The 17,846-nt window shown below is 46.1% G+C and carries 17 protein-coding genes; 7 read left to right on the top strand and 10 right to left on the bottom strand.

Going from position 1 to position 17,846, the window contains the following annotated elements; translation table 11 throughout:
- The first annotated feature begins 113 nt into the window (after nt 1-113).
- On the top strand, nt 114-614 hold the full coding sequence (locus tag ASD24_RS25495) for a hypothetical protein (protein ID WP_056701931.1): 501 nt from the start codon (nt 114-116) through the stop codon (nt 612-614).
- 579 nt (nt 615-1,193) lie between these two features.
- Here the strand turns inward: ASD24_RS25495 and ASD24_RS25490 are convergent.
- The 4 genes from ASD24_RS25490 to ASD24_RS25475 are packed head-to-tail and all read right to left on the bottom strand — an operon-like array spanning nt 1,194 to nt 4,977.
- Nucleotides 1,194-2,267, bottom strand: coding sequence for an ABC transporter substrate-binding protein (locus tag ASD24_RS25490; protein ID WP_056701929.1), 1,074 nt, complete (start codon nt 2,265-2,267; stop codon nt 1,194-1,196).
- Nucleotides 2,264-3,070 carry an ABC transporter permease gene (locus tag ASD24_RS25485; RefSeq protein ID WP_056701927.1) on the bottom strand — a complete coding sequence of 269 codons (807 nt, stop codon included), beginning with the start codon at nt 3,068-3,070 and terminating at the stop codon, nt 2,264-2,266. The genes ASD24_RS25490 and ASD24_RS25485 overlap by 4 nt, the downstream gene beginning before the upstream one ends.
- Nucleotides 3,045-3,878: an ABC transporter permease gene (locus ASD24_RS25480; RefSeq protein WP_056701926.1), complete on the bottom strand. Its 834-nt coding sequence runs from the start codon at nt 3,876-3,878 to the stop codon at nt 3,045-3,047. The genes ASD24_RS25485 and ASD24_RS25480 overlap by 26 nt, the downstream gene beginning before the upstream one ends.
- Entirely contained in the window at nt 3,868-4,977 is a 1,110-nt protein-coding gene (locus ASD24_RS25475) for an ABC transporter ATP-binding protein (RefSeq protein WP_056701924.1), read from the bottom strand. Before ASD24_RS25475 ends, ASD24_RS25480 begins: the two co-directional genes overlap by 11 nt.
- 558 nt (nt 4,978-5,535) lie before the next feature.
- Between ASD24_RS25475 and ASD24_RS25470 the strand changes: the two genes are divergently transcribed.
- From ASD24_RS25470 to ASD24_RS25450, 5 genes are all read left to right on the top strand, one after another.
- A complete protein-coding gene (locus ASD24_RS25470) occupies nt 5,536-6,882 on the top strand; it encodes a helix-turn-helix domain-containing protein (RefSeq protein WP_056701922.1) in 1,347 nt (448 codons plus the stop codon).
- Nucleotides 6,883-7,073: 191 nt separating this feature from the next.
- The gene (locus ASD24_RS25465; RefSeq protein ID WP_162248975.1) at nt 7,074-8,348 is read left to right on the top strand and encodes an MFS transporter; all 1,275 of its coding nucleotides are present in this window, start codon (nt 7,074-7,076) and stop codon (nt 8,346-8,348) included.
- A 159-nt stretch (nt 8,349-8,507) separates the two neighbouring features.
- Nucleotides 8,508-8,984, top strand: a complete 477-nt coding sequence (locus ASD24_RS25460; protein WP_056701918.1) for a MarR family winged helix-turn-helix transcriptional regulator — start codon at nt 8,508-8,510, stop codon at nt 8,982-8,984.
- Nucleotides 8,959-9,753, top strand: a complete 795-nt coding sequence (locus ASD24_RS25455) for an SDR family NAD(P)-dependent oxidoreductase (protein WP_056701916.1) — start codon at nt 8,959-8,961, stop codon at nt 9,751-9,753. The genes ASD24_RS25460 and ASD24_RS25455 overlap by 26 nt, the downstream gene beginning before the upstream one ends.
- Nucleotides 9,750-10,409, top strand: coding sequence for an acetoacetate decarboxylase family protein (locus ASD24_RS25450; protein ID WP_056701913.1), 660 nt, complete (start codon nt 9,750-9,752; stop codon nt 10,407-10,409). Before ASD24_RS25455 ends, ASD24_RS25450 begins: the two co-directional genes overlap by 4 nt.
- On the opposite strand, the gene ASD24_RS25445 is transcribed toward ASD24_RS25450, so the two are convergent.
- The 3 genes from ASD24_RS25445 to ASD24_RS25435 all read right to left on the bottom strand — a co-directional run bounded on the left by ASD24_RS25445 (nt 10,406) and on the right by ASD24_RS25435 (nt 13,361).
- On the bottom strand, nt 10,406-11,617 hold the full coding sequence (locus ASD24_RS25445; protein ID WP_082560554.1) for a nitric oxide synthase oxygenase: 1,212 nt from the start codon (nt 11,615-11,617) through the stop codon (nt 10,406-10,408). The genes ASD24_RS25450 and ASD24_RS25445 overlap by 4 nt on opposite strands.
- 207 nt (nt 11,618-11,824) lie before the next feature.
- Complete coding sequence (locus ASD24_RS25440) at nt 11,825-12,304, bottom strand: Dps family protein (RefSeq protein WP_056701912.1); 480 nt, start codon at nt 12,302-12,304, stop codon at nt 11,825-11,827.
- Between the two features lie 307 nt (nt 12,305-12,611).
- Complete coding sequence (locus ASD24_RS25435) at nt 12,612-13,361, bottom strand: HAD family hydrolase (RefSeq protein WP_235540845.1); 750 nt, start codon at nt 13,359-13,361, stop codon at nt 12,612-12,614.
- Between the two features lie 212 nt (nt 13,362-13,573).
- Here ASD24_RS25435 and ASD24_RS25430 point away from each other — a divergent pair, with 212 nt between their 5' ends.
- Nucleotides 13,574-13,816 (top strand): hypothetical protein, encoded by a 243-nt coding sequence (locus ASD24_RS25430; protein ID WP_056701910.1) that lies wholly within the window; start codon nt 13,574-13,576, stop codon nt 13,814-13,816.
- A gap of 178 nt (nt 13,817-13,994) precedes the next feature.
- Here the strand turns inward: ASD24_RS25430 and ASD24_RS25425 are convergent, their stop codons facing one another.
- From ASD24_RS25425 to ASD24_RS25415, 3 genes are all read right to left on the bottom strand, one after another.
- Nucleotides 13,995-15,794: an adenine deaminase C-terminal domain-containing protein gene (locus tag ASD24_RS25425; RefSeq protein WP_056701908.1), complete on the bottom strand. Its 1,800-nt coding sequence runs from the start codon at nt 15,792-15,794 to the stop codon at nt 13,995-13,997.
- A gap of 182 nt (nt 15,795-15,976) precedes the next feature.
- Nucleotides 15,977-17,035, bottom strand: coding sequence for an ABC transporter ATP-binding protein (locus ASD24_RS25420; RefSeq protein WP_056701906.1), 1,059 nt, complete (start codon nt 17,033-17,035; stop codon nt 15,977-15,979).
- An 18-nt stretch (nt 17,036-17,053) separates the two neighbouring features.
- Nucleotides 17,054-17,845, bottom strand: coding sequence for an ABC transporter permease (locus ASD24_RS25415; protein WP_056701904.1), 792 nt, complete (start codon nt 17,843-17,845; stop codon nt 17,054-17,056).
- Nucleotide 17,846 lies beyond the last annotated feature (1 nt).

The raw sequence follows: 17,846 nt of genomic DNA, 5'->3' as shown, positions 1-17,846 counted from the left end.
GTCTAGGTTCTTTTTAACGCCAAGGACTGAGGTTATTCTTTTCCAATTCATGGTATGCTGTGTATATTGAAATGACAACGTTCGTAAAACGAAGAGAAAGGGAGAACACTACGATGGCAAAACGTGCAATCTTTGCGCCTGTCCTCATCCTGCTAGGTGTGTACTTAATTCTGAACCAGGGAGGTTCAGTCGGTCCAGGGATGATCTTCGCCACATTCTGGCCTACATTATTCATTATCCCTCTGGGATTATTCTTCCACTGGCTCTACTTCTCCATGATCGGCCGAGGGGTTGGCCTGCTCGTTCCCGGCGGTATTTTACTCACTACAGGTATTGTGTGCCAAATCGCGATGCTGTTTGATAACTGGGGAACGATGTGGCCTGGCTTTATTCTTGCGGTAGCTGTGGGTCTGTTCGAATTGTATTGGTTCGGTGGACGTAACAAATGGTTGTTGATTCCGATCAACATTCTGACCGTGCTCTTCTTGCTGTTCTTCGCGGTAATGTCGATTGGCTCGATGTTAAACAGCATGTCCTTCTTCCAGCCTATTGTAGCGATTGTGCTAATTATGGGCGGGGCATGGCTCATTGTCGGTCGCAAAAAGCACATGTAGACCATTGGACATTTACACTTAGTCACTCCGAGTGCAGAATAATCTTCTGATCGCTGTTATCCCCAGATTTCTTTGATTCCCCTTCTATGAAGGGTAAAATCCGGGGTTAGCTTATGCTTCCGATGTAGCTTTCCTTCAGAAAGCTTTCAGGCGAACGCTCCGCTTCTCCAGCTTATTTCTGCCCTCTACGTTAACGTGTAAAATAAACATAGACCTACCTTCGCTATTAGCTCTAGAAGTAGGGTAAGGAAAAAAAAACGAAAGATCCCCTGAACTTATTAGTATAGTTCAGGGGATCTTTCGTTTTGTGATTTGGGTGAAATGGGGTGCATCTCGTCAACATGCGTATGACGAGATACACCCCTTTTTATTTTTTCTAACGAACCGTAGACACGCTATTGACTCCATTTCACACTTGTTTGAGATTTAACGAATCTCAGCATCGTTATTTATGATAATTAGAGTTACTTTTGGCATTCTACCCTCTTATCTCACAGAATAGCGTCGCTGAAGTTCGTTAGAATTCATCATCCCTGCAACTCAGCCCAATAAGGTGTGTTGGGTTCGTTAGCATGTTGGCTATTTGCTATGCATTTTAAACTCCAGGAACAAGTCATTGTAATGCGAGAGCATTTTTTTGCCCAAATTATCGTACACTTCAAGCTTACCTGTCAGCGTCTCATCGGGATAAAAGCGTTCATCCTCAGTGATGTCCTCAGGCAATAGCTCTAATGCAGCGGCATTCGGGGTGGAATACCCCACGTACTCAGCATTACGAGCAGCATGATCTGGATCTAACATGAAATTGATAAACTGATGCGCTCCCTCAATATTCCTTGCGGTGGTAGGAATGACCATGTTATCGAACCATAGATTCGAACCTTCCTCTGGCACCATATAGTCCAATTTGTCGTTCTCATCCATAATCTCAGACGCGTCTCCAGACCAGACGAGCCCAACTGCGGCTTCCTCGTTGGCGAGCAACATTTTGATCTCATCTCCGACGATTGCTCTAACGTTAGGCGTTAGCGTAGACAGCTTCGCGAGTGCCTCTTGCAGGTGATCCTCATTGGTATCGTTCAGGGAATAACCCAGGCTGTTCAGCCCCATTCCCATGACTTCACGAGCACCGTCGAGTAAGAGAATCTGATTCTTCAGGCGTGGGTCCCACAGATCGTTCCAACTCTCAAATGTCAGCCCATCGACCAGTTCAGGGTTGAACACAACACCTACCGTTCCCCAGAAATAAGGAATGGAGAACTTGTTGTCCTCGTCAAACGATAGGTTCATGAACCGGGCGTCAATGTTCTTCAGATTAGGCAGTTTGCTATGATCCAAGGCAACGAGCAGGTTCTCTTCTTTCATTTTGCTAATCGCATACTCGGAAGGAATCGCCACATCGAACGTGGTTCCCCCCTGCTCAATCTTGGTCAGCATCGCTTCATTGGAGTCAAACGTCTGGTAGATGACCTTCATGCCTGTCTCTTCCTCAAACTCCGTCAGCAGATCTGGATCAATATAATCGCCCCAATTATAGATGGTCAGCGTATTGCCGCCAGAATAGCCTTGGCTCTTGTTCAGATAAGACGTAAGGATCATCAAGGCAAAGGCCGCCACAAAGACAAGTGCAAATGTCCGTACCAATTGCTTCATGGACGTAGCCCCCTTCCAGCAGGAGTACGCGCCGCGCGGCGGTTAATGAAGTAATAGCCCACAACGAGCAATACCGTCAGCAGGAACAACAGTGTGGACAATGCGTTGATGGACAAGGATACACCTTGGCGTGCCCGTGAATAGATCTCTACGGAGAGCGTAGAGTAGCCGTTTCCTGTGACGAAGAAGGTTACCGCAAAATCATCTAGTGAATAGGTTAGTGCCATGAAAAATCCAGCAAATATGCCTGGCTTCACATACGGCAGTACCACACGCGTTAGAATCTGCCACGACCCCGCCCCGAGGTCACGCGCCGCATCCATCAAGGTTGGGCTCATCTCCTGTAGTTTCGGCAGCACCATAATGACGACGATCGGCACGCTGAATGCAATATGAGAAAGCAGAACCGAAGTAAAGCCTAGCTTAATACCAATCATCGTAAACAGAATGAGGAACGAAGCACCGATGATTACATCGGGACTGACGATCAGTACGTTATTCAGTGATAACAAGGTACTCTTTGTTCGTTTGCGGCGTACATGGTAGATGGCGAGCGCACCCGCCACACCCAGCATTGTAGAAATGGCCGAGGATAACAGCGCAATAACAAAGGTATTCAAAACGATAATAAGCAAGCGAGTATCCGCAAATACTTCCCTATACCACTCCAATGTAAATCCTTCAAAGCTTCGCATATGACCGCCACTATTAAAGGAATAGAAGATCAGGTAAGCGATCGGTGCGTATAGGATGGCAAATACAACAGCCAGATAGACATTAGACAGTTTTCCGTTTCTTCCCATGACGCACCTCCTTATTCCCTGATCCAGTTATAAACATAATGAGAGCCATCGCGATAATCAAAAAGACCGCAATGGTCGAGCCCATTCCCCAGTCTTGGGTAACGAGAAAATGTTGCTCAATCGCTGTCCCCAGCGTAATCACCCGGTTCCCCGCTATCAGACGGGTAATCATAAACAGGGACAATGCCGGGATAAATACAGCCTGGCAGCCCGATTTCACACCGCTAAGTGTCAACGGAAAGATGACCCTACGGAAGGTCAGCCATGAAGAAGCACCTAGATCCCGCGCTGCATAGATCAGCGACGGATTCATCTCTTCCAGTGCGTTGAAGATGGGCAAGATCATGAACGGAATGAAAATGTACACCGACACAAAGATAAAACTAAAATCGGTAAACAAGATCTGCTGTGACCCAATGCCGATAACCTCCAGCAAGGAATTGGTTAGACCATACGTACCAAACAAACCGATGAACGCATAGGCTTTTAACAGCAGGTTTATCCAGCTTGGCAAAATAATGAGCAGCAGCCAGAGCTGCTTATGCTTCGTCCGAGTTAGCAGATATGCCGTCGGATATGAGATCAATAGAGAGAATACGGTAATGAGCAGTGCGTACCAGAATGAACTGAGCGTCATCTGCATATATACCGGCGTGAAGAAGCGGGCATAATTGCCCAGCGTAAAGTTCCCCTCCACATCGAAGAAAGAGTAATAGACAACGAGCAATACCGGGGCTACAACGAACAACACCATCCATAGAACATATGGAATCAGATACGCATTGCGTGCACTCGCCTTAGTCTGCATGAACAGCCTCTTGATATGCTTCTAGTCGTTTATCGAACTCTTCTTCCGTCTCGTTGAAACGCATAACGTGGATCGCTTCTGGGTCAAAGTATAGACCGATTCGTGCACCTACGTCAGCTTTCTTCGTAGAATGCACTAACCATTCATTGCCCGCATCATCGTAGGTGGAGATCTCGTAATGTACCCCGCGGAATAGCTGGGAGTCTACGTTGACCTTCATTTTCCCTTGCGCCTCGGTCGTGATCTCCAGATCCTCTGGACGGATTACAATCTCAACAGGCTCATCTGGTTGTAACCCCTGATCCACACATTCATACTCTGCACCAGCAAACTCCACCACAAAATCCTGCTTCATTTTACCGGATACAATGTTAGATTCCCCGATGAAATCTGCGACAAAACGGTTGATCGGCTCATCATAGATGTCATTCGGTGTTCCGCTCTGCTGGATCACACCACCGTTCAGGACAAAGATCTCATCCGACATCGCGAGTGCTTCCTCCTGATCATGCGTGACAAAAATAAACGTAATCCCCAGCCGTTGCTGCAACTCACGCAGCTCATACTGCATTTCCGTACGAAGCTTCAGATCGAGTGCTGATAACGGCTCGTCCAGCAGCAAGATTTCGGGTTCGTTGACGATTGCACGAGCAATAGCAACACGTTGTCTCTGTCCACCAGACATCTCGCCTATTTCACGATTTTCATAACCGGATAGGTTAACGAACTTGAGTGCTTCCAATACTTTGCTGCGAATTTCAGCCGTTTTCATCTTTTTGATGCGCAAACCAAAAGCGACGTTCTCAAACACATTCAAATGTGGGAATAATGCGTAATCTTGAAATACCGTGTTCACTTGCCGCTGATGGGCAGGCACGCTGTTAATTACGGTACCGTTAAAATAAATACTGCCTTGTGTTGGCGTTGCAAAGCCAGCAATCAGTCGCAAAATGGTTGTTTTACCACAGCCTGATGGCCCTAATAATGTATAAAATTTACCTCGCTCGATCTCAAAGCTAACTTGCTTCAGTACAGCCTCATCTTGATCGTATTGCTGAGTTACCCGGTCGAACCGGATAATTGGTTGTTGATCTGACATGCCATTTCGCCCCCTTAAACTTGAGGTTTATCCTAAAGAACCTTATCCATTATACACAACTTTGATTCAGCCATGTTTCGAATAAGGTTAATGTAACTTATTTTTTTTCGTTTTAAAAGACATTCCGTTAAATACTATATAAATTGAACTAAAGAATATTTACACTTGCCACTCCAATGACAGAACAACCTTACGATCGCTGTTATCCCCAGATTTTTTTGATTCCCTCTATAAGGAGAAAATCCGGGGATAGCTTATGCTTCCGATGTAGCTTTCTTGCAGAAAGCTTTCAGGCGACCGCTCCGCTTCTTCAGGTTATTTCTGTCCTCTCCGTTTCCGTGTAAATGTTTAGTTCAATTTATATAGATCCAAGACGTTCCTCTTCATCTATAAGTGTCGACATTTCAGATATTTGGCAAACGTATGAAGGGCAAGAATGTAGAGAATTAAGTTCCTATTACAAATAAATATTGACCGCTGTAAAATTATAGTATTATATTTGATATAAATGGTTTTTAATACTAAATTATGGATTTATATATAAAGGCGGTGTCTTGCATGCAAACTAACACCATACGAACAGAAGTGTTGCAATACATACAAGATCATAATCTAACGCAAAGTGAGTTCTCGACACGGGCCAATATTAATTCAGGTTCGTTCAGTAGACTCATTAATCAAAATAAACCATTCTCCATGAGCCAACTTGACGGTATTACGAAAGCTATGGGGCTAGAAGAGGACTACTTCTATTCTCGATTTGTAGAGGAATGTTTTACACTAACCGCTCCGGACTGGAGAAGATTACGTCCCTTCCTAATCCGCTGTGCAGAAGTGGGACGTCCGGATTGTATTGAACTTATCCTGAGTAATCTATTAGATAACACGAATTATGGAAGTTTACTTTTTGAAGTTGCAGAGGAGTTATTCCATAGTCAGTACAAAGAAGCAGCTAAATTATTATATGAAAGTGTAAGTGTCATTGAGAAATATCAGCATTCTGAACGCCTAGCTCTATGCCAATATCGTTTGTTCTCTCTCTCACTAAGCGATAACCTGGCATTAAATCTGCGTGCCGCTACAAGATTTGAACCCTACACGAATCGCTTGGAGGAAACCGATCAATTAGAAGCAGTCAAACACTTGGCTCACGTCTACGTTTCACTGCATGAATGGCATAAGGTCGACACACTCTCCGAAGAAATGTATCGTCTTGCTTCTATTCAATATGAACTATCACTCCATCCCAAACGCAAAACTTCGGAGTATAAGAAGCCTGTTCGTCCTTTTTATTTCTATATGCTGTATGCGCGTTTACTACAGACCGCAGTATACGAGAACTATGAGGATTACGAGAAAGCAATGGAATATGCATGCCAGTATGCGCATGCCGATGAATGGATTCAAGATTCTTCTGATGAAGCCCATGTCATCATTAATCAATTCAAAGAATTTTCAACGGCTAACCAGTTTTTGCTTCAATTATTTATGGGGAACCTAGAATATCTACCTAAATACGTCGAATATATTTCTGCTCACCCTGATGAGGTTTTTCATGCCTTAACCAATATCGTTAAAGTTGCCAATAAATTCGATGTGAACATTGATGATATTCTTGAACGTTTTCAAGAGCATATTCCATACAAAACCTATAACAGTGCATTTGGTGAGTATAATAAACCAATCAAAGCGGAGGAATACGCCTCATTTTTGACCGAATTAGGGAAGTATTATTTACATCATAGACGTTCTCAAGGTATTGATACCTTGCTGGAAGGATTAGAGTTTGCGGAGAATATAAGTAGTGACTCCAATACAATCAAGTGTCTGAAGGTATTTAGTCAACACAGAGATTGGGAAGATGAGGACAAACGAAAGAGGTTTAATCGTATAAATTATTCTTAACTCAGATGCAATCATTACTGAACTCAAGAACAGTACATAAGGCGTCCCACCAGGACGTCTTTTTATTTTTTGATTTTTCTTCTCTCCTGAGCAGTTGGCACATACAATGTCGTGGATATGTCTATCTATACGTATACATGTCCCTCAGCTTTCTGCTGCATGATCCCTTGATCGAGAGAGGAGTCTTATTGGTGGATATCCGACGTAACCTCGTTTTGCTTATGCTCATTTGTTTTCTCAGTCAGATGGGCGGCTTCATGATCATCCCTCTGTTTCCTTTATTCATTGAAGAATTCGGGATGAGCGGATGGATGATGGGCATTATTTTTGCACTCTTTTATGTCGGGAAAGTACTGGGTGGTATCCCTGCCGCCGCTCTATATCGCAAACTGGGGGGCAAGAAGGCTCTGATTCTCATGCTTCTGATGCTCGCCGTCTGCATGGCAGGTTTTGCTGTCTCGTCCACTGCTCTACTCTTCGGTTCATTGCGGCTGCTTCAAGGAGTCGCCTCTACGGGTCTTACAGTAATAGTACGATCCATCGTTGGGGATGAAGGCGATGTAAGCAACCGTGGGTTATATAACGGCTACATCAGCAGCAGTGAAGGCGGCGGTATGGTTCTTGGCCCCGTCATTAGTGGCTGGTTAGCATTACACTGGCCTTTATCCGTCCCCTTTTGGCTGGTTACACTCTGCTGTCTTATGGCTATGGGTGCAGCGTGGGGCATGAAAGACAGGATCAGGATGAACCTTGATATACAAGCGATGCAAGATCTGAATACACTGAACTCTTCTCCTCCCACTACGAATGCCCCCCCTCTCCCCACCAATGCCGCTGCATTCGTAAACCCTGATCCTGATCAAAGTAACCTTCCTGACACAGATAACCCTGCGCTATCGCAGAGACAACAATTTATCGGTTATGCCACCGTTCACTTTCTTGAGATGAGTGCCTATGCTGTATTCTTGACCTACTTCGCTCTGTACGCGGCTCATATTATGCAGTGGAATCCACTCCAGACCAGTCTAGCCTTCACCGTTGCGGGTCTCTCCACACTGGCAGCAGCACCCGTTGCAGGTTATTTGTCCGACCGCATGGGCGATCGCTTGTTGTTATGTATGCTCGGTATGCTGATGATCGGTATTGAAGTGATTGTATTTCTAAGCACGGCATCTTATCTATGGGTGTATGTGGGCATGTTGATTGGAGGCGTGGGCGGCGCATGTTATATGGATTCGTTCTTCGCACACGTCGGTGACCATATCCCGGAAAAGAATCGAAGTAACGTCATTGGGAAGATTGTGTCTGCTGCGGAGATCGGCTCCATCGTATCTCCAATCATTGCTGCATTACTCGTTGAGTATAGCTCCCTATATGCCGTATTTGTATTCAATCTGCTGTTGATTGCCGCCGCTATTGGGGTTCAAGCTGTCATGCGCAGCCGTTACCGAGTGCATCAAAGGTAGTCCTTTCCTCTTGCTTTATTCATCGCTGAAAAAGACGATTGGAGCAGCATTACTGTGCTCCGATTATTTATTTGCATTTTGCAAATAAATGCAGTAGATTGAATTCAATCCAATGCATCGTAATAACTTAACGACTATGAAGCCAAGGTGGCGATCTCCATGACTCAGACAGTTCCTCAGCAACAAGTGAATGACGCTTTATTTTCATTTTTACAGAGTATTTATCTATTCGAACAGCGAGAGGTTGAACGATTCCACGTCGATTGGAATGAGGTGTACCTACTCCAGCTTCTGATCCGATACCCAGGTATGCGAATATCCGAGATTTCGAATCGCATGAGAGTGAAGGACTTTGTAACAAGCCGGATGGTGACCAAACTCGAAAAGGCAGGGCTCGCGAATCGAATCACCTCGAAGACCGATAAACGAGTCGTTGAAGTGTTTATCACCTCCGAAGGCAGAGCCAAGATTCAATCTATTGAGGATTTCAACTATTCAACGGTATCCTCCAGCCTTCACCACTACACTCCCGAGCAGATCCATATGCTGCTACACACCATTGGGCAGCTTGACACACTTCTGAACCTTAACCCCGAAGGAGAGGATCAGCATGACCACAACCACACTAAATCATAAGAAGGTCATTGTTACCGGAGCCTCCTCGGGAATAGGGCTAGAAGTTGTGAAGCTGCTCCTCCAGCAAAATTGCACCATCGTGGCCGCAGCCAAAGAGATCGGCGGTCTAACGCCGGATGATATTCAGTTATTCGCCTATGTCGGTGACCTGTCCACACAGGAAGGGATTGATCAGTTATTCGATTTTGCCCTTGACGTCATGGGCGGCATTGATATTTTTGTCGCTAATGCAGGCTTTGCTTATTATGAGCTGCTCGGCTCGCCAGACTGGCAACATATCTCCAACATCTTTAACATCAATACCTTCGGAGCGATCTACAGTGCACAGAAGATGAAGCAGCTCCAAGGGGATCTTCCGTATACCGTCATGTGCACAGCCAGTGGAATGGGGATTCTGCCACTACCCGGATATGCACTCTACAGTGCAACGAAGGCGGCGATTCGCGGGTTTGCCGAGGCATACCGATATGAGCTGAACTCAGGTCAACACTTCAAAGTCATATATCCCATCTCCACCCGTACCGATTTCTTCAAAAATGCAGGCAATAGCCCCATGCCGTGGCCTTCACAAACGGCAACAGCCGTCGCTTCTGCTCTGGTCAAAGGGTTAGGCTCAGGAAAAAGAGACATCTACCCTTCGTTCACTTTTCGTTTAATGAATACACTTAATCGCATTTTTCCATTTGCTTTACGTTTATACGCGAATCACGAGCATGCCAAATTACAACAGTGGGTTCAGCAGAAGCACAGAGAGGAGACATTCAAATGAATCATTATCCAGCTCCCTGGCAGCTCCAGGGCTCCGGTTATATATTGATCTATCGTTTCACCAAAGAATTTGTTGCGCAGCATGGGCGGGTGCCTGCTTTTCTAGAAGGTCAGTTCAGTGGGGGACTCGGAAGTGTTATGCTCGTGAATTATGAATCTTCTGACGCTGGACCATATGGAGAGCTGCTCTTCATCCCAGGAAAGTTCCAGCACCAAGGTCGCAAACTTAATACGATTAGCAAAATATATGTATCCACCTCGGATAGTGTAGATAACGGTTGGGAGAACTGGGGCATTCCGAAGGAGCTTGCTGCGTTCTCATTCCAGAAGCTGGCTTCAGGCAAAGAACACGTACAAGTTAGCCAATCCGGGGTATCCATTGCTGATCTGACTTTATCTGCGTTTGGCCCAAGCTTTCCCGTTAACACACGCCTACTACCGTTTCCACTCGTTCAGCAGCATCAACAGCAATTGTATTACACACAATTTTCCGGCAAAGGAAAAGGCAGACTCGCCAAGATTGACGAGATGTCCATCAACGCTGCATTGTTCCCTGATATCTCGCTCTGCAAGCCATGGGCGGTGCTTAAGGTTGATCCGTTTGCAATCACATTCCCTGTTGCTACTAAAAAAAAGAACCCGCTCGCACCATATTAATGGGCAAACGGGCACTTCGGGGATCGATCTGAATCTGACGGTAGCTGCTCTTCCTCAGTCGATGCAGCAGCTCTATCCTGATCATCTAACATAGTCTCAGAGTTCGCTCCAGCTAGATTTAGCACTGGATCTTGACGGAAAAAGTTCGGTTTCACAATCTCATTGCGGTATGAGCTGTGGAAAATGTGCGTTGTCGCGGGAGATACCAGCGGTATGAGCCATACCCAATCCCCCGTCAGCTTTCGTCCAGCTTTTTCTTCCCGTTGCTCAAATAAAGCAAACTGTGAGGCCGCTGTGTGGTGATCCACAATGCTTACGCCAGCTTTCTTAAACGAATGCAACACTGCAACATTCAGTTCAACGAGTGCCCGATCTTTCCACAGTGTCGTTTCACTGTTCGTGCTCAGGCCTAGCGCCTTCGCCACCACAGGTAGTTTGTTGTATCGGAACGTATCTGCTAAGTTACGCGCACCGATCTCCGTTCCCATATACCAACCGTTAAATGGTGCGGCCGGATAGGATATTCCCCCGATCTCCAGCCGCATGTCAGCAATCATCGGTACACCGTACCAACGCATTCCAAGCTCAGCGATTTCAGGACGTTCTGGATGCTCAATAGTGACTTCTACGATATCCTCTTCAGGTACCGGATACCACTCTGGTTGTCCACCCTGGGCTTGCATTATGATGGGGAGCACATCATACGCCGTCCCAGCTCCCTGCCACCCAAGCTCCATTGCGGCACGAGTCAGCTCCAGTGAAGCTGGGTCACCCACAATCCCTTCGGCAGTTTCATACCCTGCATAACGAATCAGCTGATGATTCCAGATACGTACAGGTGCTCCCTGTGGGCCAGCTGGAGGAAGAATCGTGATCGTAGGTATAATCTTACCGCCATTGGAAGCCACCCGGATATGATGTAACACGGCATCGGCAGCTGTTGCGACTGTATCTGCATGACGAGCGTCAATGACACGCAAGCTATCCCAAAATAATCGTCCAATACATCGATTGCTATTACGCCACGCCATTTTGCACCCTTGCTCCAGTTCTTTTAAAGTGTGCGCGTATGTGCCCGTTTCCTCGATTTCATGTTGGACAGCAATAAGCCGGGCCTCCGCATCTTCACGCGAATAGCCCAGCTCATCGTAACATCTATATATAAAGTGTTCTGCTTCTTCCTTCAGTTCTCCTAGGTCTGTCCGCATCGTTCATTCCACCATTCCATCCATCTTGAATGCCCTCATTATACGGTAAGCAAATTCAATTTGTAAGCGAACAGACACTTTGTTCACGGACTCTACACATCGCTGTCAGGCTATAGGATAACCTTGCACCGTTTAGCAGTTTATTGGAGGCAAGTTAGGATTTCGCTGTAGGGATTTGGTTGTAGGGATCACGACTTCAAAGAACCGTTATTTACCCAGAAAAGCATTCAGCATCCATACCTCTTTGTCCAGTCCGGCTGTGAAACCAATCAGCATGTCCTCAGTTGCTTTATCATCTGCTGCACTCGCTGCTTGGATACCTTCGTTAATCACGTTCAACATCAGGCGCAGATCCGCAACAACAGTTTCAACCATGCGTTCTGCAGTGAACTGCCCTTGAGCCTCTTCAATTGGAGACAAACGTAACTGTTCCGACATCGTTGCTACTGGGCGTCCACCAATCGTCAACAAACGCTCTGCTGCTTCATCCATATGAGCGGTTGCCAAGTTGTACAGTTCTTCGAATTTAGCGTGTAATGTGAAGAAGTGTGGTCCTTGAACATACCAGTGGAAATGATGCAATTTCGTATACAGTAGAGACCAGCCGGCGATCTGACGGTTAAGTACCTCGTGAAGTTCAGTCGTTTCAGTTACAAATGGGTTGGTTTTAGTTTGCATTGTGCTCATGGAATTAATCCCCTCTCGAATTCATTATTTTAAGTTCATGTGTAGTAAATATTGAGTTGCTTGCAGTTGTCATTATACTTATTTAATTTAGACTTAATCTAAATCTTGTTTTAATTATAACACCAGCTTGCTCACTTGGCTAGGCTTTCGACTATGTTAGGAAATGAAGATTCTATGAAGGGAACTTCATCTTCTGAGCATTAAAAAAGCAGCCCCTCGTATGCTAACGATTGGACTGCTGTATATTATTCAATTCATTTTTCAACTTCAGTAGATGGTATCTATAGATAAGGTACAGTGATATCTATCAGGAAATCTCAGACAAAAGGACTCGTTTGATGTCCTCATACGTTTGCGCAACATGATGTGGTTGGTGATGTGATTCAGGCATGGCTTCACGATGATTGAACCAGATAACGCTCCATCCGGCATCCACTGCACCTACGACATCGTTACGCCAAGAATCTCCTATGTAGTAGCTGTTAGAGGGCGTTGTGCCTGTTAGCTCGTTGACATGTTCGAATAGTCGCCGATCTGGTTTGGCGTAACCAATGGTGCCCGAGATGAAGATTCGCTCCTCTGGAATCAATCCGAATACGTCTAATGCTTCCAACTTGGTACGTTGGTGTGCTCCAGGGCCGTTCGTGATTAAGCCAACAACATGTCCCTCGGCTGACAGTCTTCGAATCAGATCGTACGCTCCTTCAAAAGGTAATATCCGAAACTGACAGCTTAGATATTGCTGTTGCAATGCTTCTGCTTGTCCTGCCTGTAGTGACACGCCGAACTCTTCCAACGTCAGCTCGAACCGGCGACGACGCATTCGTTCCATAGCTGCCGGTTCCGGTACAGCAGACAATCCCTCCTGCTCCGATAACCAATCGCTATAGTAGCGGAAGCGATGATATACCTCGCTGTAGGGAAAATCGTCTGGCAGGCCAGGAATATCCTGAAGCGCCCCGCGCAGTGGTTGGAGATGATCATATAACGTATCGTCTACGTCGAAAAATATAGCCTTCTTAGCATTAGGATTAGGATTAGGATTAGGTGGCATCATGTTTAAGACTCCCTCTCTCGTCTCTATATAATTGAGATAAACGTATGAAACAATATTCCTTCTATAATAAAGGCTAAAGAACAGCGAGCGGATGAATGAATTTATCCATATATTTAGAATAATGTGGGAATGCACTCCGTTGAATGTTATAATTAAGTTTCTATGAATACCTTATTTAACGACTCCAAGGAACCCTACAAGGAGGTATATTCATGAAATTTTTCTCATACCCGACTGAATATAAACGTATTGTGTACCATCTCATTCTAAACTGTAGCCTTCTGCTCTTTGCCGCAGTAGTGATGGTCTATGCTTTTTATCAATTTCCTTCTGCTTCAACATTCAACTATGTACTCATTGCAATACCTATGACAGGTAGCGCCGTAAGATCAGTATACTATGCAATAAAGCTCAGGAAAATGAGAACCGCTCAGAGTTCTACATCCGAATTATAGATATCATCTTATCATACATGGACGTCAAAAAAGGTAAGTACACGGTATGCTCTCTACCATGCACTTACCTTTTTGTATTCCTCAGAACCCAATTACTGAGCTTCAAGTGAGTTCCATATTCGTTGCTGATCATTTCATTCGGCTTTCTTTCTAATCAAAAGCGATCTTCGAACAATCGCTATTGCACGACCAGTGGGACAACCTTACCTGCATTTACATCAATCAGCCCGTGATCGGTAATTTTGAGTGCTGGGCTCACGGCAAGGGAATGGGTGCTAATCGACATAATCGGATTATAATGCACGTAACCGAGCGACAACATCGCAGCCCGCAATTCCTTCACTTGATGGGATACAACAGCCAGCGGTTCCTCGGTCAGAATGCCACCCACCGGAAGCTCCAGATGACTGAGCACTTTGCCATCCTCAACGACGCAGAATCCCCCTTGGCTCGAAATAACCTTGTTAGCTGCTATAATCATATCTTTACGGTTACGTCCAACGACGAGAAGGTTGTGATTGTCGTGGGAGTACGTTGTCGCGATGGCACCGCGTTTAATCGTATCTCCACCAATCAGACCATGTGCATGATTACCGTTCACCCCATAACGCTCAAAGGTAGCAATCTGTCCATACTCACTCTCTTCCCACAAGAGCTCATCTCCCGCTACCTGTATCTGAGCAATATGTTCTTCCACAAAGGTCGAGCCGTCCTTCACCATCATCACCCGGCAAGGGTACGAGGCTTCACCAGCAAGATCTGCACTCACCTTCGGCTTGTCTTCTGCCTGAACAGCGTCTACAACACTGCCCGTACCTTCTCCTGAACCACTAACTTTAGGGTCTGATAAACGAATCTCAAAATCCTCTTCACCAAGCTGCTGCAATTGCACACTATGGTAGAAATGAGCTGGGAACTGCCCAATTATCCGTTCTTGTGTATACGGTTCGTAGTCGTCGTAAGCCTTACGACCTTTTTTGTAGACCTGATCAATACGCAGCATTTCAAGGTCGGACAATAGGACGTAGTCTGCTACCTTACCTGGTGCGATACTGCCACGATCCGTCATTTTCATCCGAGCTGCAGGAGTAGATGTCGCCGCATAGATCGCATCTTCTGGGCGCATTCCCATACCAATCGCTTTACGTACAAGATGATCCAGATGTCCTCGCTCCACTAGACTGTCAGGCATAACATCATCTGTCACGAAACAGAAATGCTCCTTCACATCATGCTGAATCAGATATTCCATCACTTCTGGTGTCATGGATTTCTCTTGGATTTCAATAAACATCCCCGCAGCAATACGAGCCTGTAATCCCTCAATACTCTGGTGTGTATGATCCGAATCAACCCCAGCATAGATCAGTCGGTGTAGATCCAGACCTAGTAGCTTCGGTGTATGCCCCTCAATAACAAGCTCGGGATAGTTCTTCCGAATGTGGCGAAGAATCTGATTAGTTTTGCAGTCCGGGTCGCGAATAACGTCCACATAGTTCATAATCTCACCCAGACAGATGATCTCTCCCGTTGCCAATAATGTATCCATATCTTCGATCTCGATGGAACCACCTGTTGTTTCCATTGGAGTCGCCGGCACAGAGCTTGGGATCGCATAGAACATGTCGACCAACGTCTCCCGACTTGCTGCCATCATCTCCTGCACACCTTCCAGACCGAACACATTAGCCATCTCATGTGGCTCAGGCACAATGGAAGTCACCCCAGAGCGAATCAGTCCGTGTGAAAATGTAGCTGGCGTTACCATTGTACTCTCAATGTGCAGATGAATATCAATCAACCCTGGAATCATATAACGACCACGTGCGTCGATGACTTCATCCGCATGAATGAGCTCTGACCCACCTGAACCGATATATAGGAATCGACCGTCCAATACAGCGACGTTATTTTGTTCGAATCTTTTATAATAACTGTTATACACATTTACATTCACAATTAGTTGATCTGCACGCATCGGCATAATCTCCTTCTTCAAAGCATTTCAGCGTGATCCGGATGAGTAGTCCACCTGCAACGTGCTGCACTGCAATTTTATCTACAGTTCCGCACTACGATGCACCTTGCCCAACCGGATTCACTGCATAACATGCCTTCTTTGCTGCTTTACTTCCTGTTACTGTCAATTACATTCAATGACTACTCAACCAATACAAGTTTATCCTGTGGGAAAATAAGACTCACTCGCTGTCCGCTAAGATAAGGCGTCTCCATCTCTTGGTTGGCTGTGAAGTCGCCAAGTTCCGTCTCAATAACATACTGGTAACTACGACCGAGGTACGTACTCACCTTCACGATGCCTGGCAATGCATTTGCAAGACCCGCGGATGTGTCTCCACTCACGATCAGATCATCCGGGCGAATCGCCCCTTTGCGAGCACCGATACGAGCTGTACCCGGATGTGCGGTAGCATTAAACGTACGGCCTCCCGCATGTAGTGTAATTATGTCCCCTGCATCCGTGCGATCCGCAAATTCAATAAAGTTATGGAATCCGATAAATCGTGCTACAAACTCCGTTGCCGGATATTTAAAAATCGTCTCTGGGCGGTCGAGCTGCTCGACCACGCCTTTGTTCATGATCGCTACCTGATCCGAAATCGAGAAACACTCTTCCTGATCATGAGATACATAGAGTGTAGTGATGCCCAGCTCCTGCTGTATCCGGCGAATCTCGACCCGCATGTTGAGTCGCAGGTTAGCATCCAGATTACTGAGGGGTTCATCAAATAGAAGCAGATCCGGTTCAATCACCAGTGCGCGGGCAATCGCCACACGTTGACGCTGTCCACCGGACAGTTCCGTCGGGAAGCGTTTCTCGAATCCAATCAGGTTAACTACTTCAAGGATGCGCATCACACGTGAGGAGATATCCTTGTCCTTCACCTTGCGCATCCGCAAACCGAAGGCCACATTGTCGTAGACGGACAGATGCGGGAACAGCGCATAACTCTGAAATACAAATCCGAAGTTCCGCTTGTTCACCGGAACCTTCGTGTAATCCTTGCCGCCGAACATAAACTTGCCCTGTGATGCTTCCAGGAATCCGGCGATGAGGCGCAGCGTAGTTGTTTTGCCGCAACCGCTCGGTCCGAGCAGGGAGAGCAGCTTACCTTTTTCCAGCTCCAACTGAAAATCCTTCAGGATTGTCTGCTTATCGTATGCCACGGATACGTGGTCTAGTGTCAGCAATGCCATAGCGTTCTGCGCCTCCAATTAACGTTTAGTAAAGTATGAAAATCCGCCCATGATCCGTTCGATCACGAACATTAAGAGTCCTGTCAGTACCATCAGCAGCACGGAAATGGCTGCAATCGTTGGGTCAAAATAATTCTCCACGTACGTCAGCATCTGAATCGGCAATGTACTCACACCCGGGCCAGTCATGAACACGGAAATATCCACGTTGTTGAACGACTCCAGGAAGGCAATCAGCACCGCCGCGAGAATACCGGAGCGAATGTTAGGCAGCACCACCTGAAAGAACGTTCTTAAACGTCCCGCACCCAGACTCAATGCCGCTTCCTCCACTGCAAAATCAAAGCTCGACAGACTTGAAGCAATAACGCGAATGATAAACGGAAGCATAATAATCGTATGTCCAATCAACAATCCCAGATACATTGGAAGGTGATAGATAACGATCAGATACTTCATTAACGTGAAACCAAGCACGATTCCCGGAATCAATACCGGCGATAGGAATACGGCATTCAGCAATGATTTGCCTTTGAAATCGTAACGACTGAGTGCATACGCAGCCGGAATCCCTAGCACCAGTGCCAGCAAGTTCCCCAGCAGGGAGATAATGATGGATGTCTGGAAAGTGCGGAGGAAACCGCCTGTGTTAAAAATATTTTCGTACCATCGGAAGGAGAATCCCTCCGGTGGGAATTTGAGTACCGTTCCCGGTTCAAACGAAGTGACCGATATGATCAGAAGCGGGCCCAGCAGAAAGATAAAGACCAGCAGACTGAACAGGCCCAGCCCGATATGTTTCTCCCGCATA

The organism is Paenibacillus sp. Root52, from assembly GCF_001426865.1.
In the GTDB taxonomy this organism is placed as follows: domain Bacteria; phylum Bacillota; class Bacilli; order Paenibacillales; family Paenibacillaceae; genus Paenibacillus.
The sequence above is the reverse complement of the archived record's forward strand: the minus strand, read 5'-3'. Positions and strand labels throughout refer to the sequence as shown.